Genomic DNA, 24,108 nt, shown 5'->3' with positions numbered 1-24,108 from the left:
TGCGGCGATGACGGGCACGTCGGGGGGCGGTACGGCGGAAGGCGGTGCGGCCGTCGGGGACGGTACGGCCGTGGGGAACGCCGCGGTCGGCGGTGCGGCCCTCGGCGGGGCGGCGCACGACGCGGCCCCGCGGGTGCAGCTGCTCGTGGACGGCGGCTGGGTCACGGTCTGCGAGGGGGTGCGCCTCACGCCCGGACGCGGCGTGGCGGTGCTGCTGCCGGACGGCCGGCAGGCCGCCCTCTTCCTCGACCGGGCGGGGCGGCTCCACGCCGTCGACAACCGGGACCCCTTCACCGGCGCCTCCGTGCTCTCCCGCGGGCTGCTGGGCTCGGCGGCGGGGATCCCCTTCGTCGCCTCCCCGCTGCTCAAGCAGCGCTTCGCGCTCACCGACGGGCGCTGCCTGGACGACGACGGGGTGTCGGTGACGGCGTATCAGGCGCGGGTGTCGGGTCCGGCCCCGGCGCGCGGGGTGTCGGCCGCGGCGTCGGCTCCGGCCTGACCGGGCGGGGCGGACGCGGTCCCCATGGACGCCGGCCGCACGGATGCGGGCCGCATGGATGCCGGTCGTACGGATGCGGGCCGCTCGGACGCGGGCCTCTCGGACGCGGGCCCCACGACCCCGTTGCGACCGGGCAGGCCGAGATCGGCGTGCCGGGACAGCCAGAGCTGGTTGCGCGCCACCGCCTCCCCGATCCGCGCGACGCCTTCCCCGTGCCGGTCCCCCACCTTCCCGAAGGTCTCGGCGGCGCTCGCGAGGGCCCTGGCCGCCTCCTCGAACCGCCCACGGAACTGGAGGAACATGCCCATCTTGAACATCGACCGTGCCGCCCCCGGGAAGTCTCCGAGCTGGAGGGAGACCTTCGCGGCCCGGACACCGTCGCTGACCCAGTCCCCCGTGGCCGCGGGGTTCCCCTGGTGGGTGAAGGCGGCCCAGTGGTGGACGTGGTGGAGGTCCGTGCGGGTGGCCTCCCGGCGCAGTACGGGATCGTGGAGGGTGGGCGGCGGGGTGCGGTCCGGGTCGAGCATCCAGAGCTGGGTCTCGCGCAGGGCGTCCGGCGGGGACAGGCTCCGCGCGGTGCGGAAGTAGTGGAAGACGGCCATCATCAGGGCCGTAGAGGCGCCGTCGACGCTCCAGCGCGAGCCGACGACGTCGCCGGCGCCGCGCACGACGAGGGCGGCGGCCAGCGTCAGCGCCTCGTCGTGGTCGCGCGTGGTGAGATCCGTCTCGCACGCGCTGAGGACCACCAGCGGAGCATGGTCGTACCGCGGTTCGGTGGTCGAGGCGTCCAGGATGCGGGCCACGGTCAGGCGTCCCGCCTCCCGGTCGCCGCCCGGCGGCGCCGCCAGTTGGAGGGCGGAGCGCGTGGGGCTCGGGCCCGTGAGGGCGTGGCAGGCGATGTGCAGGACGGAGGCCGGCGCGGAGCCTCCGGGCAGGACGGTGAGCAGGTCGTTCGGGGTGCCTGCCGTGCCGTCCGCGGAGGAGTCGCCGTAGCGCAGGGCGTCCGGGTAGCAGGCCGTGTGCAGTTCTTCGGTCTCGATGTCGGTCCAGACCATGTCGGGATCGTTGACCAGGACGGTGCGTCCGCCGACGGGGATGCGCTCCCGGGCCGCGGCCCGCAGGAACTGGCCGCCGGACGGGGCGTAGCTGATCACCGCCTCCTGGCAGGCGTACCGGTGCACGGGACCGCTGCCGCCGTCCGGGCCGCGGGGCGTGCGGGCGGCGTGCCAGGGGATGACGCCCAGCCGGCCGCAGGGCACGAGCACGATCCGCGGGGGCCGGTCCCGGGAGTCGAGGGCCGCGAGCACCGGGCCGACGGCGGCGCCCCAGGCCCAGTCGCACAGCTTGTCCAGCGTCTCCTGCCAGTGCGCGTCGGCGGCGGCCCGCGACGGCTGCTGGACGGCGGGATCGGCGAGGTGCCGGGAGCGCCGGCTCGCCGCGTCCAGGTACGCCGCCAGCATGGGGCTGTCGATGCCCAGCAGCGGCAGGTTGAGGACGGCGGGCTCCGGGGTGCCGGGCCGCAGGAGCAGCGCGAAGCCGGGCATCCCCGGTTCCTGGCCGGGGATGAGGTAGACGAGGGCCTCGCAGCCGGCCGCGGCGAGGCCGGCCGCCAGCTTGGGCACGTCCGGGACTTCCGTCATCCCCCTCGCGCCGTCATTGGCGGAGACGGACAGGGTCCGGAAGACCTCGCGCCGCAGGTTGCCCGGCAGCTGGGGCCCCGCGGAGGTGTTCAGGAGCTCCCCCGGGAAGCCGTCCCGCTGCGGGTCCTGGTCGAGCTCACGCCAGCGTGCCGCTAGGTCGGGGTGGCCTTGGGCCTCCAGGCGCCCGGCGGTGCCGCGGAAGGCCGCGGCGGCCCGTAGCACCAGCGTGCGCCCCGTCTCCAGGGCCTCGACCGCCGGGGCGACTCGGCCGAACACGGCGTTGTAGTAGGCCAGCCACGCCGCGTGGCTCGACCCCGCCTGGGCCACCGACAGGCTGTGCTCCGCCCCGTGCTGGGTGAGCACATGGACGGTGAACATCTTCAGCGCCTGCTGCCGCAATGCCCAGGGCGCCTTCCATGTCCGTGTCCCGGTGGCTGTGGAACCTGCCCCGCGTCCAGAACGCCTCGGAGATGAGCGCCATCACCTCCCCGGCTCTCGGCGGCATCTGCCTCTCCCGGCCGACGACGTCCCGGATGAGAGCGAGGGCCGGGGAGAGCTCCTCGATGCACAGGTCGAGCAGCTCCCGCTCGCCGAGTTGCTGGGCGGTGCGCAGCAGGGCCCGGCCGAGGCCGTGCCGCAGCTCGATCTGCCTGAGGGCGTTGATGCTGCGGCCCTCGATGATCCGGTGGACCTCCGCGACGGCACGGTCGGCGTTCGCGCGGGTGGGCTCGACCAGGACGAGCTGGATCAGCCCGAAGACCCGCGCCTCCGGGTAGGACGAGGCCATGAAGGTGTTCAGCCGGGCGGGGTCGGCGTCCACCACGTCCCGCCAGTACGCGACGGCGGTGCGCAGTGCGGCCGGATCGCCCGTGAGCACGGCGATCTGGTGGTGCGAGTCGGCCAGCGCGGCGGCCACGGGGATGCGGAACTCGTGGCCGTCCGGCAGCGACGCCTGGAAGCGGGTCAGTTCGGCGACCTGCCGCTTGAGGGCGGTGACGTCGCCGCTGCGGTAGGCGAGCATGATCTCCTGGAACGCCGCGGCGACGGTGACGTAGTGCGAGAGCCCGAGGGAGCCCTCGTCCTGGGTGGCGCGCAGCTTCCGGAAGATCGCACGGGCGGCGTCGGCGTCCCGGAGGCTGCCGCCGAGCGTCGCCGCCTGGGCGAGGGCCGTGGCGAGCAGGCCGACCAGGTTCCGCCCGGCGGCCGTGGCCACCGCGTCGGATCCCGGCAGCGCCTCGATCATCTCCCGGAACCGGCCGACGCACCGCTCCAGGTGCCGCAGGTCGCCGGTCTGGACCATCCGCAGGCAGTCGAGCATCCCGAGCAGGTACTGCTCCTGGGTGTTCAGCCCCGTCCATACCGATCGGACCTCGGGGTTGTACTCGGGCTCCCCGACGGCCGCCTCGTCGACGTCGTCGAAGTCCAGCGTCCCGGGCACCAGGAGGTTCGTCTGCAACAGCAGGGCCGCGTGGAACTTGGCGACGCGGGGCCGCTGGTACGCCTGAGGCGGCAGGCCGCTCAACGCCCGCCGTGCCGCGTCCGCACACCGCCGGATGCCGTCGGCGAGCGGGCCGGGGTCGGGCGCGCCCGCCCTGTACCCGGCGAACAGCGCCAGCAGGGGCATGACGTCGGGCTGGTCCAGCCCCAGCGCGGCCAACTCGGCCTCGGCCTCGGCGACGGTGAGGCGGGGGCCGTACACGTCGTTGCAGGCCCACGTCAGCAGGCGCGAGAACCGCTGCGCGTCCTCGCGGGTCCAGGCCTCGGCCCAGCGCAGCACGGCGCCGACGGCGCCGGCCAGCCCGTCACGGGGCCCTCGCCCCGCCGCTCCCCCTGCCTCGGTATCCGTCCGCCGCATGCGCCGCCTCCCCCGGTCCCAGCGTCCGGAAGGGGGGCGCTTCGCGTCAATCCCCCATCGTGCCCCTTGGGGACGGTGACAATCTGGCGGTCTCGTCGTGGCTGGTCGCGCAGTTCCCCGCACCCCTGAAAGGGGCGCTTCGCGCCCCCTCCCTGCGCAACCAGCGACGGCAGGTGGTCCGGACCGGACCGATCTGCCCCTTGAGGCCGGTGACGATCTGACGGTCTCGTCGTGGCTGGTCGCGCAGTTCCCCGCGCCCCTGAAGGGGCGCTTCGCGCCCCCGCAAGGGGCCCGGGCAGACCGCCCACGCCCACCCCGGCAGGGGCGCGGGGCTGTATCGATGTGCGGCTCCGCCGCGTGGGCGCGAACAACCACCCACCAACCGACGATCCGGAACGGACAGCACCACCCCACCCGGACGGTGTGGACCCGACCGTGTCAGGGCTGAGCGCCCAGCTCCCCACGCCCCAGCCGGCGCCAAGGCACAAGAGCACCCCCGTCGTCGGCCAGCCGCCGCGTCAGCGGCTGTCGCTGGAGTGCGGCGCCGCACTCGCCCGAGCCGCCTCCAGACGGGCCACCGGGATGCGGAACGGCGAGCAGGAGACGTAGTCCAGGCCGACCTCGTGGAAGAAGTGCACCGACTCCGGGTCGCCCCCGTGCTCACCGCAGACGCCGAGCTTGAGGTCGGGCCGGGCGGCGCGGCCCGCGCGGACCGCGTTCTCGACGAGCCGTCCGACGCCGTCGCGGTCGATGGTCTCGAACGGCGACACCCCGAAGATGCCCTTCTCCAGGTAGGCGGTGAAGAAGCTGGCCTCGACGTCGTCCCGGCTGAAGCCCCACACGGTCTGGGTGAGGTCGTTGGTGCCGAACGAGAAGAACTCGGCCGCCTCGGCGATCTCCCCGGCGGTGAGCGCGGCGCGCGGCAGCTCGATCATGGTGCCGAGCGACAGGCCCAGCGTGGTGCCGGTGCTCTTCTCCACCTCCGCGATCACCTGGGTCGCCTCGTCGCGGACGAGTTCCAGCTCCTGCACGGTACCGACCAGCGGGATCATGATCTCGGCGCGCGGGTCGCCCTTCGCCGTGAGGCGTTCCGCGGCGGCCTCGGCGATGGCGCGCACCTGCATGGCGAACAGGCCGGGAATGGCGAGGCCGAGGCGGACGCCGCGCAGGCCCAGCATCGGGTTCTGCTCGTGCAGCCGGTGGACGGCCTGGAGCAGCCGCAGGTCGTTCTCGTTGGCGTCCTTGCGGGACTCCGCGAGGGCGACCCGCACCGACAGCTCGGTGATGTCGGGCAGGAACTCGTGCAGTGGCGGGTCGAGCAGCCGTACCGTCACCGGCAGGCCGTCCATCGCCTCCAGGAGCTCCACGAAGTCCTGCTTCTGGAGGGGCAGCAGCGCCTTCAGCGCGTCGTCGCGCTCGCTGTCGGTGTCCGCGAGGATCAGCCGCTCGACGAACTCGCGGCGCTCGCCGAGGAACATGTGCTCGGTACGGCAGAGCCCGATGCCCTGGGCGCCGAACCTGCGGGCGCGCAGCGCGTCCTCGGCGCTGTCGGCGTTGGCCCGCACCCGCAGCCGCCGCACCCGGTCGGCGTAGGCCATCATCCGGTGCACCGCGACGACCAGTTCGTCGGCGTCGTCGGCGCCGGCGTGCATCCGGCCCTCGAAGTACTCGACGACCGGGGACGGCACCACGGGCACCTCGCCGACGTAGACCTTGCCGGTGGAGCCGTCGATGGAGACCGTGTCGCCCTCCTCGACCACGATGCCGTCCCTGCCGGCCGCGCCGTCGGTGGCCCGCACCGTCATGCGCCGCCGCTTGGTGTCGACCTCCAGGTCCTCGGCGCCGCACACGCAGGTCTTGCCCATGCCGCGGGCGACCACGGCGGCGTGGGAGGTCTTGCCGCCGCGCGAGGTCAGGATGCCCCTGGCGGCGATCATGCCGTCCAGGTCGTCCGGGTTGGTCTCCCGGCGGATCAGGATGACCTTCTCACCCGAGCGGGACCACTTGATGGCGGTGTAAGAGTCGAAGACGGCCTTGCCGGAGGCGGCGCCCGGGGAGGCGGCGATGCCGCGGGCGACCAGCCTGACGCCGTGCTCCTCGGCGCCGCCGTCCGCCACCTTCTCGTCGAAGCGCGGGAACATCAGCTGCGCGAGCTGGGCGCCGTTGACCCGCTGGAGCGCCTCGGCCTCGCTGATCAGGCCCTGGTCCACCAGCTGGGTGGCGATGCGGAAGGCGGCGCCGGCGGTGCGCTTGCCGACCCGGGTCTGGAGCATCCACAGCTTGCCGCGCTCGATGGTGAACTCGATGTCGCAGAGGTCCTTGTAGTGGTTCTCCAGCGTCTCCATGATCCGCAGCAGCTCGTTGTACGAGGTCGAGTCGATGCGTTCGAGCTCGGCGAGCGGCACGGTGTTGCGGATGCCGGCGACGACGTCCTCGCCCTGGGCGTTCTGGAGGTAGTCGCCGTAGACGCCCTGCTGCCCGCTGGCCGGGTCGCGGGTGAAGGCGACGCCGGTGCCGGAGTCCTCGCCGCAGTTGCCGAAGACCATCGAGACGACGCTGACGGCGGTGCCGAGGTCGTGCGGGATGCGCTCCTGGCGGCGGTAGAGGCGGGCGCGGTCGCCGTTCCAGGACGCGAAGACGGCCTTCACGGCGAGGTCCATCTGCTCCCGCGGGTCCTGCGGGAACTCCCGGTCCGCCTCGGTCTTGACGATCTTCTTGAACCGCTTGACCAGTTTCCTGAGGTCGGCGGCGGTCAGGTCGGCGTCGGAGGTGGCACTCGGTGACGCCCCGCCGGCGTCGCCCGCGGCGGCCTCGGTGATCTCTTCGAGCGCCTGGTCGAACAGCTCGCCGTCGATGCCGAGCACCGTCTTGCCGAACATCTGGATGAGCCTGCGGTACGAGTCCCAGGCGAACCGCTCGTCACCGGCCTGAGCTGCAAGGCCCTCCACCGAGGTGTCGGTGAGGCCGATGTTCAGGACCGTGTCCATCATGCCCGGCATGGAGAATTTGGCTCCCGAACGCACCGACACCAGCAGCGGGTCGGTGGGCTCGCCGAGCTTCTTGCCCATCTGCTGCTCAAGGGAGCCGAGGTGCGCACTCACCTCGTCGTACAGGGCGTCTGGTACGGCCCCGCTCTCCAGGTAGACGCGGCACGCCTCCGTGGTGATCGTGAAGCCCGGCGGCACGGGGAGGCCCAGGTTGGTCATCTCGGCGAGATTCGCGCCCTTGCCGCCGAGCAGATCCTTGAGGTCCTTGTTGCCCTCCGTGAAGTCGTAAACGTACTTCGTGGCTGGGTTCCCTGCTTTTTCCGACACGGCTCTCGACTCCTCAAGAACGCGGTGGCTGCCCTGACGTCGGGGAACATACCCAGATCGAAGGCGAGTGGGCACGTCCACACGTGTGCCAGGCGGCCGTAACCACCCGTCCGCCAGCAGATCGAAAGTCAGGGCGACGGCCATTCTTCGGCCACCGCCCGTTCATTTCTTGAAGGCGGTGGGGTGCGAACGGGGAGCATTGGCGCTCACATGAGCGACTATAGCCGCATCTGATTTCAGGCGCCGAAGATCGACGGGGTGGCACTGGGTGCCACCCCTTGGAGAGTTGCAGACGTGCGGATGGCCGCTCGTTCGAGCGAGCAGCCTCGGTAAGTGGCGAAAATCACCCGCCGAGGGTGCCTTTCCGGCACCGTCGGCCGCATCCGTGCGCGCCGGTCGCGCCGGGGGTGCGGGGAGGGCGTGCGACCCCACCGCCCCCAACGGGGCCCCTGTCCTATCCGGACCTTCCGCCGTCACTGGTTGCTCGCTCCCCCACTGCCCGAAAGGCGTGGGAGGTACCCCCATCCCCGCGCCCCTTTGGGGCGCGGCCTCACCTCGGGCACGCGCCCCAGCCCGGTCTCGGGTCTCCCCCAGAAGGGGGATCCGTGTCAGAGGCGCGTCAGCCGTATGTCAGGGGGCTTCGCGACCGTTGCCGCACCAACCGCCGTGAAAGGACATCCGATGAGCCAGACCGTTCCCGTCCCGCAGGGCCTGCCCATGGTGCGCGACGCGGGTCCCTTCGACCCGCCCCGGCAGATCTCCCTGCTGCGCGATGCCCGCCCGGTCAGCCCGCTGGTCTTTCCCGACGGTCACGAGGGCTGGCTCGTCACCGGCTACGAGGAGGTCCGCCGGCTCATGGCCGACACGCGGTTCAGCTCCCGCCAGGACATCGGCATCCTCCACGTGCCGTACGAGATGAGCGGGATGCCCGCGCCCACCGAGCCGTCGCCGCAGGTGCCGGGACTGTTCATCAGCATGGACCCGCCGGACCACACCCGGCTGCGGCGCATGCTCACCGGCGCCTTCACCGTCAAGCGCATGAAGATGCTCGAAGAGCAGATCATCGGCATCGCCGAGCGGCAGCTGGACGATCTGGCGCGCCTCACCCCGCCGGTCGACCTCGTCAAGGAGTTCGCGCTGCCGGTGCCCTCGCTGGTGATCTGCGAAATGCTCGGCGTCCCCTACGCGGACCGGGAGAGCTTCCAGGCCAACTCCGCCCAGTTCCTGGTCAAGGACCAGACGCTCGAGGAGAAGATCGGCGCGTACACCGCACTGACCACGTACCTTTCGGAGCTGGTCACGCGCAAGCGCGCCGAGCCCGGCGAGGACATCCTGTCCGACCTGGCCCGCCACGACGACGTCACCATCGACGAACTGACCGGCGTCGCGTTCCTGCTGCTGCTCGCGGGCCACGAGACGACCGCGAACATGCTGTCCCTCGGTACCTTCGCGCTCCTGGAGCACCCCGAGCAGATGGCCGCGCTGCGTGCCGATCCGGACCTGCTGACCGGCGCCGTCGAGGAACTCATGCGCTACCTGTCCGTCGTCGACATCATCTACCGCTACGCCACGGAGGACATCGAACTCGGCGGCGAGACCATCACGGAGGGATCGACCGTCGTCGTCTCGATGCTGGCCGCCAACCACGACCCCCGGCGTTTCGACGACCCCGACGCCCTGGACGTCCGCCGCAACGCCCGCGGCCACCTGACCTTCGGCCACGGCGTCCACCAGTGCCTCGGCCAGCAGCTGGCCCGTATCGAGATGCGGGCCGGATTCGCCGGGCTGCTGCGCCGCTTCCCGAGCCTCCAGCTCGCCGTCCCCGCCGGCGAGGTGAAGCTCAGGACCGACATGAACATCTACGGCGTCCACGCGCTGCCGGTCACCTGGACGGAGACGGCCCGGTAGTCGGGCCGGTCCACCGCCGGTGAGGGGCGGCCTGCCCCATGCGGACCACCGGCTGGTCCTTCATGCGGGGCTGCGCCCCGATCATCCGCCCTGCCACTCACGCCAATCGTGACACCGCGGCTTCGTCGTGGCTGGTCGCTCCCCCACTGCCTTAAGAGCGTGGGAGGTACCCCCATCCCCGCGCCCCTAAGGGGTCCTCGCACTATGCCCGCCCTGACCGCAGGCGCGCCCCGAAAGGGGCGCGGGGAACTGCGCGAGCAACCGAACACGAGGGAGAGCCCGCCACCAACCCAAGGAGGCACCCCCGACCGCCGGGGCCCGGGCGCAGCCCGTGGACGGAGGGGGCACGGCCCCAGAGAACCGGGGCGCAGCCCCGGGGAACCGGGGTGACCCCTGAACACCGGGGCGGAGCCCCGAGGTCAGCCGCCGGAGGTGTCCTGTTCGGCGTCGGCGCCCAGCCCCGCACAGTCGTTGGGGTCGGTGAGCCACCCGTCCGGCAGGACCACCCGGTTCTTGCCGGACGTGCGGCCCCGCGGCCCCTCCGCCCCGGCGGGCCACGCCTGGTCGAGGTCCAGTTCGGCCAGGCCCTCGGCCAGCTCCGCCAGCGACGAGGACACCGCCAGCCTGCCCCGCATCTGGGACCCGACGGAGAACCCCTTCAGGTACCAGGCCACGTGCTTGCGGAAGTCGATCACCCCGCGCGCCTCGTCCCCGAGCCACTCGCCGAGCAGCGTGGCGTGCCGCAGCATCACGTCGGCGACCTGGCGCAACGTCGGCGCGGCCGGCCCCGCGCCGTGGTGCGCTCCCCCGGCGTGCGCCCCGCCCGCGAGCGGGTCCCCCGCGAACGCGTCGCCGCCCTCGAACGCCGCGACCAGGTCGCCGAAGAGCCACGGCCGGCCCAGGCACCCCCGGCCGACCACCACACCGTCGCAGCCGGTGGCGCGCATCATCCGGACGGCGTCGGAGGCGGACCAGATGTCGCCGTTGCCGAGTACGGGGATCTCGGGGACGTGCTCCTTGAGGCGGGCGATGGCGTCCCAGTCCGCGGTGCCGCCGTAGTGCTGCGCGGCGGTGCGCCCGTGCAGGGCGATCGCGGTCACGCCCTCCTCCACGGCGATCCGGCCCGCGTCGAGGTACGTGAGGTGATCGTCGTCGATGCCCTTGCGCATCTTCATCGTGACCGGCAGATCGCCCGCGCCGCGTACCGCCTCGCGCAGGATCGCGCGCAGCAGCGGCCGCTTGAACGGAAGCGCGGAGCCGCCGCCCTTGCGTGTGACCTTCGGCACGGGGCAGCCGAAGTTGAGGTCGATGTGGTCGGCCAGGCCCTCCTCGGCGATCATGCGCACGGCCTTGCCGACGGTCGCCGGGTCCACTCCGTAGAGCTGGATGGAGCGCGGCCGCTCGCCGGCGTCGAAGTGGACGAGCTGCATGGTCTTCTCGTTGCGCTCGACCAGCGCCCGGGTCGTGATCATCTCGCTCACGAAGAGGCCCTTGAAGGAGGACGTCCCCGCACCCTGCGCGTCCCCGGCGGGCCCCGCGCCCCGCTCGCCGCCCGTCCCCCGGGGGGACTCCTGCTCCCCGCTCCCCCAGCCGCTGCCCGCGGCGAAGTCGCGGCACAGCGTGCGGAACGGCGCGTTGGTGATGCCGGCCATGGGCGCGAGCACGACGGGCGGCCAGACGGTGTGCGGGCCGATCGCGAGGGCGCCCGCCGCGGGAGCCCCCGAGGCGGCGCTCCGCGTGGACGCGGGCGCCTGCCCGGGCGTCCCGGGGGCCTGGGTGGGGGCCGCCGGACGGGCCCCGGCGGGCGCTCCCGTGGGAGCCCCGGCGGTTGCTGCGGGCGGCGCGGTCGTCGTCATGGGCGTGAGCATCCCCTCATTGTCACGTACCGGAGACGTGCGCTCAAGGTCGTTAGTTAGGCGTACTATTGAAGTATGCCGGAGCTCAGTCACCGACGGAGAATGCTGGTTCTTGCCATCTGCTGCATGAGCCTGCTGATCGTCAGCCTCGACAACACCGTACTCAACGTCGCCCTGCCCAGCCTGCAACGGGAACTGCACGCCAGCGTCGCCGGACTGCAGTGGACGATTGACGCGTACACGCTGGTCCTCGCATCGCTGCTGATGCTCTCGGGTTCCACCGCCGACCGGATCGGACGGCGGCGGATCTTCAAGGCGGGCCTGATCGTCTTCACCCTCGGCTCGCTGCTGTGCTCGGTGGCGCCCAGCCTTCCGCTGCTGGTGGTCTTCCGGATGGTCCAGGCAATCGGCGGGTCGATGCTGAACCCGGTCGCCATGTCGATCATCACCAACACCTTCACCGACCCGCGCGAGCGGGCCCGGGCCATCGGCGTGTGGGGCGGTGTCGTCGGGATATCCATGGCGGCGGGACCGCTGGTCGGCGGGCTGCTGGTGGACTCGGTCGGCTGGCGCTCCATTTTCTGGGTGAACCTGCCGGTCGGGGTGGCCGCGCTGCTGCTGACGATGAGGTTCGTGCCCGAGTCGCGGGCCCCGGAGCCGCGCCGCCCCGACCCGGTCGGCCAGGCGCTGGTGATCGTCCTGCTGGGCTCGCTGACGTACGCGATCATCGCCGCGCCGGACGCCGGCTGGGCCTCGCCCCGGGTGCTGGGCCTCGCCGTGCTGGCCGCCGCCGCCCTGGCCGCGCTGATCCGGTACGAGCCGCGCCGCCCCGAGCCGCTGATCGACGTGCGGTTCTTCCGGAGCGCGCCGTTCAGCGGGGCGACGGCGATCGCGGTGAGCGCGTTCGTGGCGCTGGGCGGGTTCCTCTTCCTGAGCACGCTCTTCCTCCAGGAGGTGCGGGGGCTCAGCGCGCTGCGGGCCGGGCTGTGGATGCTGCCGATGGCCGCGATGACGCTGGTGTGCGCTCCGGTGTCCGGACGGCTGGTCGCCAGCCGGGGCCCGCGGTTCCCGCTCGTGCTGGCGGGCGTCGCGATGACGGTGAGCGGGGTGCTGTTCGCCGCGCTGCACGCGGAGACGTCCGACCTCACGCTGTTCACCGGCTACGTGCTCTTCGGCCTCGGCTTCGGCTTCGTGAACGCGCCGATCACCAACACGGCGGTGTCGGGCATGCCCCGTGCCCAGGCCGGGGTGGCCGCCGCGGTGGCGTCCACGAGCCGGCAGATCGGCTCCACCCTGGGCGTGGCGGTGATCGGAGCGGTGCTGGCGTCCGGAGTGGGCGCCGCCGGCTACCGGGAGACCTTCTCCGCCGCCAGCCGCCCCGCGTGGTGGATCCTCACCGCCTGCGGGCTGTGCGTGCTGGCCCTCGGGGCGCTGACCAGCGGGCGCTGGGCCCAGGAGACGGCACGGCGCACCGCGGAGCGGCTCTCGGCGCCGGAGGTACTGCAGGAGCGCGCGGAGAGCCGGGTCGGCTAGGTCGTGTCCGGCAGCGCGAACCACCGAGACGCCCAGGTACGGCACGCCCTCACCCAGCTCCTGCATGGGGCCGCACGCCACAACCTGTCCATTGCGGTCGAAGACCTCGACTTCACCACCGAGAAAACCCGCGAGAAGCACGGTCACCGCAAGCGGTTCCGCAACCTCATCTCCGGCATACCCGTCGCCAGGCTGCGCGCCCGGCTCGCCAGTATGGCCGCCGAACTCGGCATCACCATCGTGGCCGTCGATCCGGCATACACCTCCCGCTGGGGCGCCGAGCACTGGCAGAAGTCCCTCACCACGAAGACTCGCAAGGCCACCCGCCACGACAGCGCTGCCGTGGCAATCGGACGACGCGCCCTCGGGCACCGTATCCGGCGACGGACGACACCGCCCCACGACGACCAGAGCGATCGTCGCGGGCATCGGACCGGCCAGGCCGCAAACGGCACCCGGGGACGTGAGGAACCCCGCCCCCGCATTCCCGGACCACGCACAGGATGCGCGCCGCCGGACGCGGAGCGAACGCGGGCGACCAGTGCATCCACAACCGTTCGGGATGCGCCAGATACGCAGGTTCGGGTCCAAGACTCACTCCTGCTCACTGATGAGGAACGGTTCCATCACGCGTGCGTAGGTCAGCTCCGGCGTGATGGTGCGGACGTCCAGGGCCATCAGGTTCGCGTCGCCGAGGATCGTCTCCAGCGCGGGCACCAGGAAGTCCCTGCCGTGCTGGGGCGCGCCGGGACCGTAGCCGCCGCCTCGGGCGGAGACGACGACGGCCGGACGGCCGGCGCTGGGGGCCGGCCCGGCCAGCCCTGTCGTCCTGCCGACGATCATCGTCTGGTCCAGCCACGCCTTGAAGACCGGCGGGATCGAGTAGTTGTAGAGCGGCACGGCGAACAGGTACGCCTCGGCGCCGAGGAACTCCTCCACCAGCTCGTGCTGGAGGAGGAGGAACTCCTCCACCAGCTCGTGCTGGAGGAGGGCGGCGGCCTTCTGCTCGGGCGTGTGCTCGCCGGCGGGGGTGGTGCGGGCCGTGATGCCGGCCGCGTCCAGGTGGCCGACGGGTTCGAGCGCGAGGTCCCGGCGCACGACGTCGCCCTTCCAGGCGGCCGTGAAGGAATCGGCGACCTGGCGGGAGACCGAGGCGTCGCCGGAGGCGGAGGCGTCGATGCGCAGCAGGCAGGACATGGTGGACTCCGTAGGGGAGGCGGGGAAACGGTGATAGCGGGGAAGGGGCGATAGCGGGGAGTCCGTGACTGCGCGGAGACGGGGAGACGCGGAGACTCGGGGGTCGTGCGGGTCGTGCGGGTCGTACAGGTCGCGGAGGTGGCGGGAGGCCGCCGGGGTGCAGGCCGCCCGGCCGCTCGCGCGCGCCGGCGGACGGCGCGGGGCACGCGGGCACGGGAGCACTCGGGCGCGGGCGCGGCGGGCCGAGCCGCCGCATCGCCCCTGGCACCGCCCCAGGCGTGGCCCCTGACGTCAGGGCGCGGGGTGCCGGGGAACCGCGCAGCCGTCGGGACCGCACGCCTCGTGCGCCTCGCCGAGCACCTGGAGCGGCCGCGGCTCGGGGTGGGCGGCCCGCCACGCCCGTTCCATCGCCGCCAGCAGCTCGTCGGTGCCGAGGGCGCCGGGAATGGCGTACGTGCCGTCAAGGGTGATGAAGGGCGTCCCGCCGGCTCCCAGGCGCTCGGCCTCCTGCTGGTCGGCCGCCACCCGGGCCCGGTAGCGCCCCTCGCGCAGCGCCTCGGCTGCCTCCTCGCGGTCGAGGCCGGCGTCGGCGGCGAAGTCGAGGACCTGGTCCTCGGTCCACAGTTCGCGTCGCTGCCCGAAGTGGGCGCGGAACATGGCCGTCCACACCTCGCCGCCCCGCCCCTTGTCGGTGGCGAGGGCGAGCAGCTCGTGCGCGTGGTCGGTCGGGCCCAGCGTCCGTTCCAGCGCGTGATACGGATCGAGCACCTCCGCGCGGGCGGCGTCCTCGATCGGCCCGAGGATCCGCTCCCCGTTCCGCGCGGGGATCCCGTGCATCTCCAGCAGCCGCCGCTGGGTGACGCCCTCGCGCGGCAGGCCCGGGTGGATCTGGAACGAGCGGTGGACGACCCGGACGTCGCCGGCGTGCTCGAAACGCTCCAGAGCCAGCCGCAGCCGGTGGTCCATCAGGCCGCAGTACGGGCAGATGATGTCCGACCAGAACTCGATCTTCACGGCGGTCCTCTCAATACTTACCTTCTGTTCGTAGCCTCACTGTGCATTAGGATGACAAGCGATACAAAAGGCACATCCATGTGCGCGGGTCATGACGGGCAGGTCATGGCGCATAGGCCAAGCGCGCAGGTCGTGAGAGGGAGGCGGTGGGCGTGGGCGCCGGCAGCGAGATGCGGCGGAGTCGCGCGAACGTGAGGTCGAGCGTGCGCCGGGTCCCCAGCCCGTGCGCGCAGTGGGGCGACAAGGACGCCGACTTCATCCGCGAGATCCTCGACCTGGTCGGCGACAAGTGGAGCGTGCTGGTCATCGGCACGCTCTCCGAGGGAGCCGTGCGGTACTCCGAGCTCGCGGAGGCCATCCCCGGGATCTCCCAGCGGATGCTCACCCTCACCCTCAAGCAGCTCCAGCGCAGCGGGCTCGTCGACCGCACCGCGTACGCCGAGGTCCCGCCGCGCGTCGAGTACTCGCTGACCGGGCTCGGCACCTCGCTGCTGTCCACCGTGCTGGAACTGGCGGCCTGGTCCGCCGACCGGCACGCGGAGATCCGCCGCCACCAGCACGCCTACGACTCCAGGACCGCGTAGCCGCCACGCGGGCGAACCAGCCGGAGAACTCGCCGTCGAGCGCGGTCAGTCAGCGGGCGGGAGTCGACGCACGGCCTCGACCACCGCTCGGGCACGGCGCTTCCGTGTGGCCACCCGCCCGCGCCTGGCGCGGAAGAGGCGTCGGGCCGGGCAGGGAGCCGTCGGCGCCAGGCCAGGAGCCGTCCGTGCCGGGCAGGGAGCGGTCAGCGCCAGGCCAGGAACCGTCGGGGCCGGACAGGAAGCCGTCGGCGCCGGGTGGGAAGCCGTCGGTGCCGGCCGGGGGCGAGCGGCGCCCATGGCACCGCGCGACGGCGGAGAGCGGCCTCACTTCTCGGACCGCTCCTGGGCCTCCTCCGACGGGTCCACCGTCGCCTGGTGCGCCTCCGCCAGGTGCTCCTCGGCCTTCAGCCAGGGCAGGAACTGCGCGGGCTTCTTCCAGCCGCACGTGTCGCAGGTTATGACACGGCGTGGGCCCGTGCGCTGGACCCGGACGGTGTGCTCACGACCGTCCTCGTCCTGGCGCATGACTCTGCTCGAATCCATCTCCAGCATGCCTTCTCCTCCTTGCGGCAGAGCGGCCGACGCCCCGTGGGGGCGCGGGGACCGCACGAGCGGCCGCCACCGGCAGGCGGTGTACCGGCGCCCAGGGGGCGCTCGGCCACCGGCCCTCCGCCGGCGCCTCGTCGCTCGCGCGGTTGTCCCGCGCCCCTCGCTGGGCGCACCGCGTGCAGCAAGGAGTGTGCAGCAACCCCAACATCAACGGGGGATTCTCCACCGCGCGTTCACGTGCACGTCCACGTTTCACGTGCAGGTCCACGTGCGCGCGGGGCCCCTCACGCCCCGTCAGCCGATCGCGCGCGGCAGCCGCAGGCTGAGCAGTACCGTCAGGGCCACGGCGGCCAGTTGGGCCAGCAGCGTCACCACCAGGGCGTCCTGCATGCCGAGGCCGGGCACCAGGCCCAGGAAGAGCGAGCCGAGCGTGGCCACGCCGAGGGCCAGCGCCGACTGCTGCGTGGTGATCATCACACCGCTGCCGACGCCGCCGCGGGCCGGCGGCACCTCGGAGAGGATGATCCGGAAGAGCACCGGAAGCTGGAGCGCCTGCCCGGCCCCGGCCAGTGCGGTGCCGGGCAGCATCGCCACCAGGCCCAGGTCCGGCCATTGCCGCCAGGCGGCGAGCGCCAGCAGCGCGACGCCCGCGCCCTGGAGGAGCCCGCCCGCGGTGACCACCCGGCTGCCGTGCCTGGCGACCAGCCGGGGACCCGCCAGCGAGGCGACGAAGAAGACCACCGCCATCGGCGCGAGCGCCAGGCCCGCCGCCACCGGCCCGAGCTTCGCGCCCTGCTGGAGCGCGACCGCGATGACGAACATGAAGCCGGCGAAGCCGAGCGAGAACGGCACGAGCATCACCAGGCCGCGGCGCATCGACGGCACCCGGAAGAGGCTCGGCGGCACCAGCGGGGTGCGGCCGCGCCTGTCGAGGCCCCGCTCCACGCGGTAGAACGCCCAGGCCGCGACCGGGAAGACCGCCAGCGCGAGCCAGGTCCACAGCGGCCAGCCCGCGGCGCGGCCCTCCGTCAGCGGCAGGAGGAGCGTCAGCAGTGCGGTCCCGAGCAGCAGCGTGCCGGGGGTGTCGATGGGCTCGGGGTGCTGGGAGCGGGTCTCCGGCACCGTGCGCAGCCCCAGCACCAGGCCGGCCAGCACCACCGGCACGTTCACCAGGAACACCGCACGCCATCCGGTGCCCGCGATGTCCGCGGCCACGAGGACGCCGCCGAGTATCTGCCCGGCGACCATGGCCAGGCCGGCCGTCGCGCCGTACAGGCCCATGGCCCGTGCGCGGCGCGGCCCCTGCGTGGCGGACTGGATGGTGGCGAGCACCTGGGGCAGCATCAGCGCCGCCGCGGCGCCCTGCGCGACCCGCGCGCCCACCAGCGACCAGGCGTCCGGCGCCAGGCCGCAGGCCAGCGAGGTGATGCCGAAGGCGGCCATGCCGCCGAGGAAGAGCCGGCGGCGGCCGAACATGTCGCCGAGCCGCCCGCCGAGCACCAGCAGGACCGCGTACGCCACCCCGTAGCCGGCCACGACGAGTTCCATGACCGCCTCGCTCGCGGCCAGGTCGCGGTCGATGGTCGGCAGGGCGACGTTGACGATGAAGAAGTCGATGAGAGGGAGTGCCGCGCCCAGCAGCACCGTGAACAGCCCGGGCCCACCGAGCACCGCCGCCGCGCCGGCCCGGTGGCCGGGCGGGAGGCGGGTCCGGCCCCCGTCCGGGGCCGGGGACGTGGTCCCGGGGGCGCCGGCCGGCGGCGTTCCGAAGTCGATTCCTGTGTCACTCACACGACAAGACTCGGCCACGACTCAGGGGGGTACCAGAGTGTCCTTATCCTGGTAGAAGCAGTACCTGGCAACAGTCTCCGCGGTAGGGCACGCTGGTAGGCATGTCCACTATGACCGAGGAGCAGGCGGTTCGCGACGCGCCCGGGGCACCGGCGGACGGCACGGACCGCCACGGCAGAGACCCCGAGGCACCGCGGTCCTCGGAGTCCGAGGTCAGGCGCGCGGAGCTGGCCGCTTTCCTGCGCAGCCGCCGGGAGCGCATCGCGCCCGAGCAGGTGGGCCTGCCGCGGGGCGCGCGCAGGCGCACCCCGGGCCTGCGCCGCGAGGAGGTCGCGCAGCTCGCCGCGGTGGGTGTGACCTGGTACACGTGGCTGGAGCAGGCCCGCGACATCACGGTCTCCGTCCAGGTGCTGGACGCGCTGGCGCGCACCCTGATGCTGGACGTCAGCGAGCGCGCGCACCTGTTCAACCTCGCCGGGGCCGTGGATCCCGCGCCGCACACGCAGTGCACCTCGGTGACCCCGGCCCTGCGGATGGTCCTGGAGCAGATGGAGCCGTTCCCGGCGTCCGTCCAGAACAGCCGCTACGACATCCTCGCGTACAACCGCACGTACAGCCGGCTCTTCTGCGACCTCGACGCGCTGCCTCCCGAGGACCGCAACTGCATGCTGCTCACGTTCACCCACCCCGAGTGGCGGGCCGCGCTCGTGACGCCGGACGAGACGGCGCGCCTGATGGCCGCCAAGTTCCGCGCCTCCATGGCCGACCACCTGGCGGATCCCGCGTGGAAGATGCTGCTCAAGCGGTTGCAGCGGGAGTCCCCGGACTTCCGGCAGGCATGGGAGCGGCACGAGGTGAGGGGCCCGGCGAGCAAGCGCAAGCAGTTCCGCAACGCCGACGTGGGCCTGCTCACGCTCGACCACACGGACCTCTGGCTCGGCCCGGTCAACGGCCCCCGGGTGCTGACGTACGCGCCCGCGAACGACGAGACCAGGGAGCGCCTGGAGAAGCTGCACGCCCTCGCCCTGGCGGCTGCTTGATGAGCGTCCGGCATCGGGACCGGTCCCGCGTCCGGCGCAGGTGCGTCTGACCGCCGTCCGCGCCCGGCCTGGCGGAGGTCCGCCGAGGCCCGGCCCGGAAGAGGTCCGCCGAGGGCGGGGTTCCCGCGGTGGTCAGCGGGCTGCCGCGCCGGGTGCGCCGGCGGCCCGGTGCAGCGCGGACAGGAACGTGTCGACAGGCTGCGCGCCGGAGACGCCGTACGTGCGGTTCAGGACGAAGAACGGCACTCCCGTCGCACCGAGCGCCTGAGCCTCGCGGATGTCTTCCCGGACGTCGTCCGCGTACGCGTCGCCGGCGAGGACCTCGCGCACGTCATCGGCCGGGACCCCGACCTCGCTGCCCAGCCGGACGAGGGTCTCCACGTCGTCGACGACCTCGCCCTCCATCAGGTGGGCCCGCATCAGCCGCTCGTGCATCTGCGTGCCGAGGCCGTGGGCACGGCCGAGCTGGTTCAGGCGGTGGGCGTCGAAGGTGTTGACGGCGACGGCCCGGTCGAAGTCGTAGGCCAGCCCCTCCGCCGCGCCCAGCTCCACGACCTGCCCGGTCATCGCGCGGACCTGCGCCGGCGAACCGCCCGTCTTCCTGGCGAGGGCCTCGTACACGGGCTCCCGGGCACCTGCACGGTGGGCGGGGTCGAGCTGGAAGCTGCGCCACACCACCTCGACGTCGCCGGCGTGCGCGAAACGGTCGAGTGCTCTGTCGAGCCGGCGCTTGCCGATGTAGCACCACGGGCACACGACGTCCGACCACACCTCGATCTGCAACCGACGCCCGCTCACAGCAGGCACGCCCCGTCCGAGCAGGCGGGGGCGTCCTCGGCCCCGAGCACGAGCAGGGCGGGAGCCGGAGCGGCGCCGGTGGCGTCAGCCGGCTCCTCGCCGGAGCGCGCGGGATCCGGCTGCGCGCCGGCTCCGGGGACTTCGTCGAGCAGCGAGGCACTCACGGAGACATCCTTTGGTTACTTTTTGTGCGTTTCCCCAGTCTGCGGCAGCGCCCAGGGAACCGGAAGAAGGCACTTTCATGTAAGTCACGAACACGGATGTACCCAACACCGTCAAGGCCACCAACGCCGTCAAGGTCGCCAAGGCCGCCAAGGCCACGTCGCCACCGATGACCGCGCCGTAGGCATAAGGGACTACTGGAGCACCTGAGGCGCCTGGGGGACTCCCGGCAGGGCGCTAGGTCCAGACCTATTGACGACAGGTCTGGACCACTGCACTGTCATGTCCAAGACATTCCACGCCGGGAGGCCCGTATGACACGCTCGACGCCCTACCCGCACCGCACGTCACCGCCGCTGCTCCGCCGCTCGTCGGAGCTGTTCCGCCGGGCGTCACGCCTGCTGAGGAAGCCGCGCCTGCTGGGGGCCGCGCTCGCCGCGGCCTGTCTCGTCCCGCTGCTGGGCCTGGGCACGTCCACGGCGTCGGCCGCGGACACCTGTGCCGTCAAGTCCAGACCGGCCGGGAAGGTCCTCCAGGGCTACTGGGAGAACTGGGACGGCTCCTCCAACGGCGTCCACCCGCCGTTCGGCTGGACGCCCATCACCGACTCCGCCATCGCCTCGCACGGCTACAACGTCCTGAACGCCGCGTTCCCCGTGATCCGTTCGGACGGCACCGTGCTGTGGGAGGACGGCATGGACGCGGGCGTGAAGGTCGCGACACCGGCCGAGATGTGCCAGGCCAAGGCCGCCGGACAGACGATCCTGATGTCCATCGGCGGCGCGGCGGCCGGAATCGACCTCGGTTCGAGCGCGGTGGCCGACCGGTTCGTCGCCACGATCGTGCCGATCCTGAAGAAGTACAACTTCGACGGGATCGACATCGACATCGAGACCGGCCTCGTCGGCAGCGGCAACATCAACCAGCTGTCGACCTCCCAGGCCAACCTGGTCCGCATCGTCGACGGCGTGCTCGCCCAGATGCCGTCCAACTTCGGCCTGACGATGGCGCCGGAGACGGCGTACGTCACGGGCGGCAGCGTCACCTACGGCTCCATCTGGGGCGCCTACCTGCCCCTCGTCAAGAAGTACGCCGACAACGGCCGCCTGTGGTGGCTGAACATGCAGTACTACAACGGCAGCATGTACGGCTGCTCCGGCGACAGCTACCAGGCGGGCACCGTCCAGGGCTTCACCACCCAGACCGACTGCCTGAACAAGGGCCTGGTCGTGCAGGGCACCACCGTCAGGGTGCCGTTCGACAAGCAGGTCCCCGGCCTGCCCGCCCAGCCCGGCGCGGGCGGCGGCTACATGGCGCCGAACCTGGTCTCCCAGGCCTGGCAGCACTACGGCACGGGCCTCAAGGGCCTGATGACCTGGTCCCTCAACTGGGACGGCTCGAAGAGCTGGACCTTCGGCAACAACGTCAAGTCGCTCCAGGGGCGTTGACGGCTCGTTGACGGCTCCCACCGGTACCGGCGCGCGGCCCCCTCACCGGGGCGCGTTTCCCCCGGTTGCTCGCGCGGTTCCCCGCGCCCCTCAAGGGGCGCGGGGATGGGGGCACCTCCCACGCCCTCAAGGCAGTGGGGGAGCGACCGGCCACAACCAACCCGCAGACCGCGACCGGCCCAAGGGGGCACCCCCTACCGAAGAGCCCACCGCAGGTGAACCCGCCGCCGAAGCGACCGCCCACCGACAGGTGCCCCGCCGGGCATCCGCCCACCGCCAGGCGACCGCCCACCGCCAGGTGGACGCCCACCGTCAAGTGGACGCCCCCCGTCAGCAGCCGATGAGCCGGGCCGCCAGGTACCCCTCGATCTGGTCCAGGGAGACCCGGTCCTGCTTCATGGAGTCCCGCTCACGCACGGTCACCGCGTTGTCGTCGAGCGTGTCGAAGTCCACGGTCACGCAGAACGGCGTACCGATCTCGTCCTGCCGGCGGTACCGGCGCCCGATCGCCCCGGCGTCGTCGAACTCGATGTTCCAGTGCTGCCGCAGCGCCTGCGCGAGCCCTTTCGCCTTCGGTGACAGCTCGGGGTTGCGGGACAGCGGCAGCACGGCGACCTTCACGGGGGCCAGCCGCGGGTCGAGCCGCATGACCACCCGCTTCTCCATCTTGCCCTTGGCGTTCGGCGCCTCGTCCTCCACGTAGGAGTCGAGCAGGAAGGCGAGCATGGTGCGGCCGACACCGGCCGCCGGCTCGATCACGTACGGCGTCCAGCGCTCCCCGGCCTCCTGGTCGAAGTAGGAGAGGTCCTGGCCGGAGGCCTTGGCGTGCGCGGACAGGTCGTAGTCCGTGCGGTTCGCGACGCCCTCCAGCTCGCCCCACTCGTTGCCGCCGAACTGGAAGCGGTACTCGATGTCAGCGGTGCGCTTGGAGTAGTGGGAGAGCTTCTCCTTCGGGTGCTCGTACCACCGCATGTTCCCCTCGCTCAGCCCGAGGCCCGTGTACCAGGCCCAGCGCTGCTCCATCCAGTACTCCTGCCACTTCTCGTCCTCGCCCGGCTTGACGAAGAACTCCATCTCCATCTGCTCGAACTCACGGGTGCGGAAGATGAAGTTCCCCGGCGTGATCTCGTTGCGGAAGGACTTGCCGAGCTGGGCGATGCCGAACGGCGGCTTCTTCCGCGAGGTCTGCTGCACCTGGGCGAAGTTGGTGAAGATGCCCTGCGCCGTCTCCGGGCGCAGGTAGGCGATCGAGCCGCTGTCCTGGGTGGGGCCGAGGTGGGTCGACAGGAGTCCGGAGAACTGCTTGGGCTCGGTGAACTGGCCCTTGTTCCCGCAGTTCGGGCAGTTGACGTCGGCGAGGCCGTGCTCGGGAACCCGGCCGTGCTTCGCCTCGTAGGCCTCCTCCAGGTGGTCCGCGCGGAACCGCTTGTGGCAGGAGGTGCACTCGGTGAGCGGGTCGGTGAAGGTGGCGACGTGACCCGAGGCCTCCCAGACCTCGGTGGCCAGGATCACAGAGGAGTCGATACCGACGACGTCCTCGCGCGAGGTGACCATGTAGCGCCACCACTGCCGCTTGATGTTCTCCTTGAGCTCGGTGCCCAGCGGTCCGTAGTCCCAGGCGGCCCGCTGACCACCGTAGATCTCGCTGCTCGGGTAGACGAAGCCACGGCGCTTGCTCAGGCTGACGATGGTGTCGATCTTGTCGGCGGCCACGGTGCTCTCTTCTAGGACGACTGACGGTGGACTGGCGCTGCGCCATGCGCCTCGCTGGGGGAGGCCACGAGACGGGTGGGCGAATGCTTCAGGTTACCGGCGGGCAGGGTGCCCGGATCAAATCGGTCCCGCCGATCCGCGGGGGGCCGCCCCGAGCAGGTCTGCGTGGCGTGGTGCCCCCGCTCTGAGCAGCAGCGTCAGCACTTTTGACAATCATTTCCATTTTCGAGGACAATAGCCGTGGACGACGGGAGGACCGGCGTGGCGGCGGTGGCCACGGCGGAGGAAGTGACCACGAGCGGCAGCGGGGCGCATGCGGAGCGTGTACGGACGGCGGCGGTGACGCCGGCCGCGAGCGTCCGGTGCGGCCCGGCTCCGCGTCTCACGCCGGGGGGTGTCCGGCTGGCAGAATGGCGGTGAGCAGCTTGGAGGAGGCAACAGTGGCAGCCCCGGTACGAGGCCGTTCCACCCGGCAGCGTGCGGCCGTAGCGGCCGCTCTGGACGACGTCGAGGAGTTCCGCAGCGCCCAGGAGCTCCACGACATGCTCAAGCACAAGGGCGACTCGGTCGGACTGACCACGGTCTACCGCACGCTCCAGTCGCTCGCCGACGCCGGCGAGGTCGACGTGCTGCGCACCTCCGAGGGCGAGGCCGTGTACCGCCGCTGCTCCTCCGGCAGCCACCACCACCACCTGGTCTGCCGGACGTGCGGCAAGGCGGTGGAGATCGAGGGCCCGGCCGTGGAGCGGTGGGCCGAGACGGTCGCGGCGGAGCACGGATACGTGGAGGTGGCCCACACCCTGGAGATCATGGGCACCTGCGGCGACTGCGTCACCGGCGGGACGGTCCACTAGACGTCACCGACGCGGACGGCGAACCAGCCTCGTCCGTCTGCCGTGTGCGGCGCCCCTGAGGTCGGGTACGACACCCCGCGGGCGTGTACCCCGCGTGCCGCCGTTCACACCCACCGTGCACGTGATGGCACGCGAGCGGTGCATCCTACACGTACCGTCCTCACCCTGGTCGGGATTCACACCAAGCCAATCACATTCGGTCGGTAACAACCAGGTCAGGCCGTACCTATACTCCACTGGCGCAACTGACCAGCCCGGTCCGTCAGTTGGACCTGGGCCGCTGCGCATCGACCGAACAGCCCTGTGTGCCCCGCTGTGAGAACGGCTGAGGTGCGCCCCGGCACGTGTACCAC

Annotated in this window: 18 protein-coding genes and 1 pseudogene; 8 read left to right on the top strand and 11 right to left on the bottom strand. The window is 72.3% G+C overall.

Annotated elements, in window-relative coordinates:
• Window positions 1-7: 7 nt before the first annotated feature.
• Window positions 8-499, top strand: a complete 492-nt coding sequence (gene nirD, locus Sm713_RS16105; RefSeq protein ID WP_212912041.1) for a nitrite reductase small subunit NirD — start codon at window positions 8-10, stop codon at window positions 497-499.
• Here nirD and Sm713_RS16100 read toward each other — a convergent pair.
• The 3 genes from Sm713_RS16100 to ppdK all read right to left on the bottom strand — a co-directional run bounded on the left by Sm713_RS16100 (window position 433) and on the right by ppdK (window position 7,389).
• Window positions 433-1,959 (bottom strand): CHAT domain-containing protein, encoded by a 1,527-nt coding sequence (locus Sm713_RS16100; protein ID WP_249416610.1) that lies wholly within the window; start codon window positions 1,957-1,959, stop codon window positions 433-435. The genes nirD and Sm713_RS16100 overlap by 67 nt on opposite strands.
• Before the next feature lie 316 nt (window positions 1,960-2,275).
• Entirely contained in the window at window positions 2,276-3,994 is a 1,719-nt protein-coding gene (locus tag Sm713_RS40440; RefSeq protein ID WP_249416321.1) for a hypothetical protein, read from the bottom strand.
• A gap of 518 nt (window positions 3,995-4,512) precedes the next feature.
• Window positions 4,513-7,389, bottom strand: coding sequence for a pyruvate, phosphate dikinase (gene ppdK, locus Sm713_RS16095; protein WP_374195989.1), 2,877 nt, complete (start codon window positions 7,387-7,389; stop codon window positions 4,513-4,515).
• A gap of 600 nt (window positions 7,390-7,989) precedes the next feature.
• Here ppdK and Sm713_RS16090 point away from each other — a divergent pair.
• Window positions 7,990-9,216 carry a cytochrome P450 gene (locus Sm713_RS16090; RefSeq protein ID WP_212910298.1) on the top strand — a complete coding sequence of 409 codons (1,227 nt, stop codon included), beginning with the start codon at window positions 7,990-7,992 and terminating at the stop codon, window positions 9,214-9,216.
• A gap of 419 nt (window positions 9,217-9,635) precedes the next feature.
• Here the strand turns inward: Sm713_RS16090 and dusB are convergent, their stop codons facing one another.
• On the bottom strand, window positions 9,636-11,072 hold the full coding sequence (gene dusB / locus Sm713_RS16085; protein WP_212910297.1) for a tRNA dihydrouridine synthase DusB: 1,437 nt from the start codon (window positions 11,070-11,072) through the stop codon (window positions 9,636-9,638).
• A 75-nt stretch (window positions 11,073-11,147) separates the two neighbouring features.
• Between dusB and Sm713_RS16080 the strand changes: the two genes are divergently transcribed.
• Window positions 11,148-12,605, top strand: a complete 1,458-nt coding sequence (locus Sm713_RS16080; RefSeq protein ID WP_212910296.1) for an MFS transporter — start codon at window positions 11,148-11,150, stop codon at window positions 12,603-12,605.
• 3 nt (window positions 12,606-12,608) lie between these two features.
• A pseudogene (locus Sm713_RS40435) lies at window positions 12,609-13,217 on the top strand (IS200/IS605 family accessory protein TnpB-related protein); the annotation flags it as partial.
• Here the strand turns inward: Sm713_RS40435 and Sm713_RS16075 are convergent.
• Window positions 13,200-13,802 (bottom strand): FMN-dependent NADH-azoreductase, encoded by a 603-nt coding sequence (locus Sm713_RS16075; protein WP_212910295.1) that lies wholly within the window; start codon window positions 13,800-13,802, stop codon window positions 13,200-13,202. The pseudogene Sm713_RS40435 and the gene Sm713_RS16075 sit on opposite strands and share 18 nt — an antisense overlap.
• Before the next feature lie 291 nt (window positions 13,803-14,093).
• Complete coding sequence (locus tag Sm713_RS16070; RefSeq protein ID WP_212910294.1) at window positions 14,094-14,816, bottom strand: DsbA family protein; 723 nt, start codon at window positions 14,814-14,816, stop codon at window positions 14,094-14,096.
• A 191-nt stretch (window positions 14,817-15,007) separates the two neighbouring features.
• On the opposite strand from Sm713_RS16070, the gene Sm713_RS16065 reads away from it, so the two are divergent.
• On the top strand, window positions 15,008-15,400 hold the full coding sequence (locus tag Sm713_RS16065) for a helix-turn-helix domain-containing protein (protein WP_249416320.1): 393 nt from the start codon (window positions 15,008-15,010) through the stop codon (window positions 15,398-15,400).
• Between the two features lie 324 nt (window positions 15,401-15,724).
• On the opposite strand, the gene Sm713_RS16060 is transcribed toward Sm713_RS16065, so the two are convergent.
• Entirely contained in the window at window positions 15,725-15,952 is a 228-nt protein-coding gene (locus Sm713_RS16060; RefSeq protein ID WP_212910293.1) for a hypothetical protein, read from the bottom strand.
• Between the two features lie 291 nt (window positions 15,953-16,243).
• Window positions 16,244-17,620: an MFS transporter gene (locus Sm713_RS16055; RefSeq protein WP_249416608.1), complete on the bottom strand. Its 1,377-nt coding sequence runs from the start codon at window positions 17,618-17,620 to the stop codon at window positions 16,244-16,246.
• Between the two features lie 221 nt (window positions 17,621-17,841).
• Here Sm713_RS16055 and Sm713_RS16050 point away from each other — a divergent pair, with 221 nt between their 5' ends.
• Window positions 17,842-18,780 carry a helix-turn-helix transcriptional regulator gene (locus Sm713_RS16050; RefSeq protein WP_212910292.1) on the top strand — a complete coding sequence of 313 codons (939 nt, stop codon included), beginning with the start codon at window positions 17,842-17,844 and terminating at the stop codon, window positions 18,778-18,780.
• A 132-nt stretch (window positions 18,781-18,912) separates the two neighbouring features.
• On the opposite strand, the gene Sm713_RS16045 is transcribed toward Sm713_RS16050, so the two are convergent.
• Both Sm713_RS16045 and Sm713_RS16040 read right to left on the bottom strand, forming a co-directional pair.
• Complete coding sequence (locus tag Sm713_RS16045) at window positions 18,913-19,587, bottom strand: DsbA family oxidoreductase (RefSeq protein WP_249416319.1); 675 nt, start codon at window positions 19,585-19,587, stop codon at window positions 18,913-18,915.
• The gene (locus tag Sm713_RS16040; RefSeq protein ID WP_212910291.1) at window positions 19,575-19,742 is read right to left on the bottom strand and encodes a hypothetical protein; all 168 of its coding nucleotides are present in this window, start codon (window positions 19,740-19,742) and stop codon (window positions 19,575-19,577) included. The genes Sm713_RS16045 and Sm713_RS16040 overlap by 13 nt, the downstream gene beginning before the upstream one ends.
• Before the next feature lie 396 nt (window positions 19,743-20,138).
• On the opposite strand from Sm713_RS16040, the gene Sm713_RS16035 reads away from it, so the two are divergent.
• A complete protein-coding gene (locus Sm713_RS16035) occupies window positions 20,139-21,188 on the top strand; it encodes a chitinase (RefSeq protein ID WP_249416607.1) in 1,050 nt (349 codons plus the stop codon).
• Window positions 21,189-21,518: 330 nt separating this feature from the next.
• Here the strand turns inward: Sm713_RS16035 and Sm713_RS16030 are convergent, their stop codons facing one another.
• Window positions 21,519-22,901: a glycine--tRNA ligase gene (locus Sm713_RS16030; protein WP_212910289.1), complete on the bottom strand. Its 1,383-nt coding sequence runs from the start codon at window positions 22,899-22,901 to the stop codon at window positions 21,519-21,521.
• 410 nt (window positions 22,902-23,311) lie between these two features.
• Between Sm713_RS16030 and Sm713_RS16025 the strand changes: the two genes are divergently transcribed.
• Complete coding sequence (locus Sm713_RS16025; RefSeq protein WP_212910288.1) at window positions 23,312-23,755, top strand: transcriptional repressor; 444 nt, start codon at window positions 23,312-23,314, stop codon at window positions 23,753-23,755.
• Window positions 23,756-24,108: the final 353 nt, after the last annotated feature.

It is taken from the genome of Streptomyces sp. TS71-3, assembly GCF_018327685.1.
Lineage (GTDB): Bacteria > Actinomycetota > Actinomycetes > Streptomycetales > Streptomycetaceae > Streptomyces.
The sequence above is the reverse complement of the archived record's forward strand: the minus strand, read 5'-3'. Positions and strand labels throughout refer to the sequence as shown.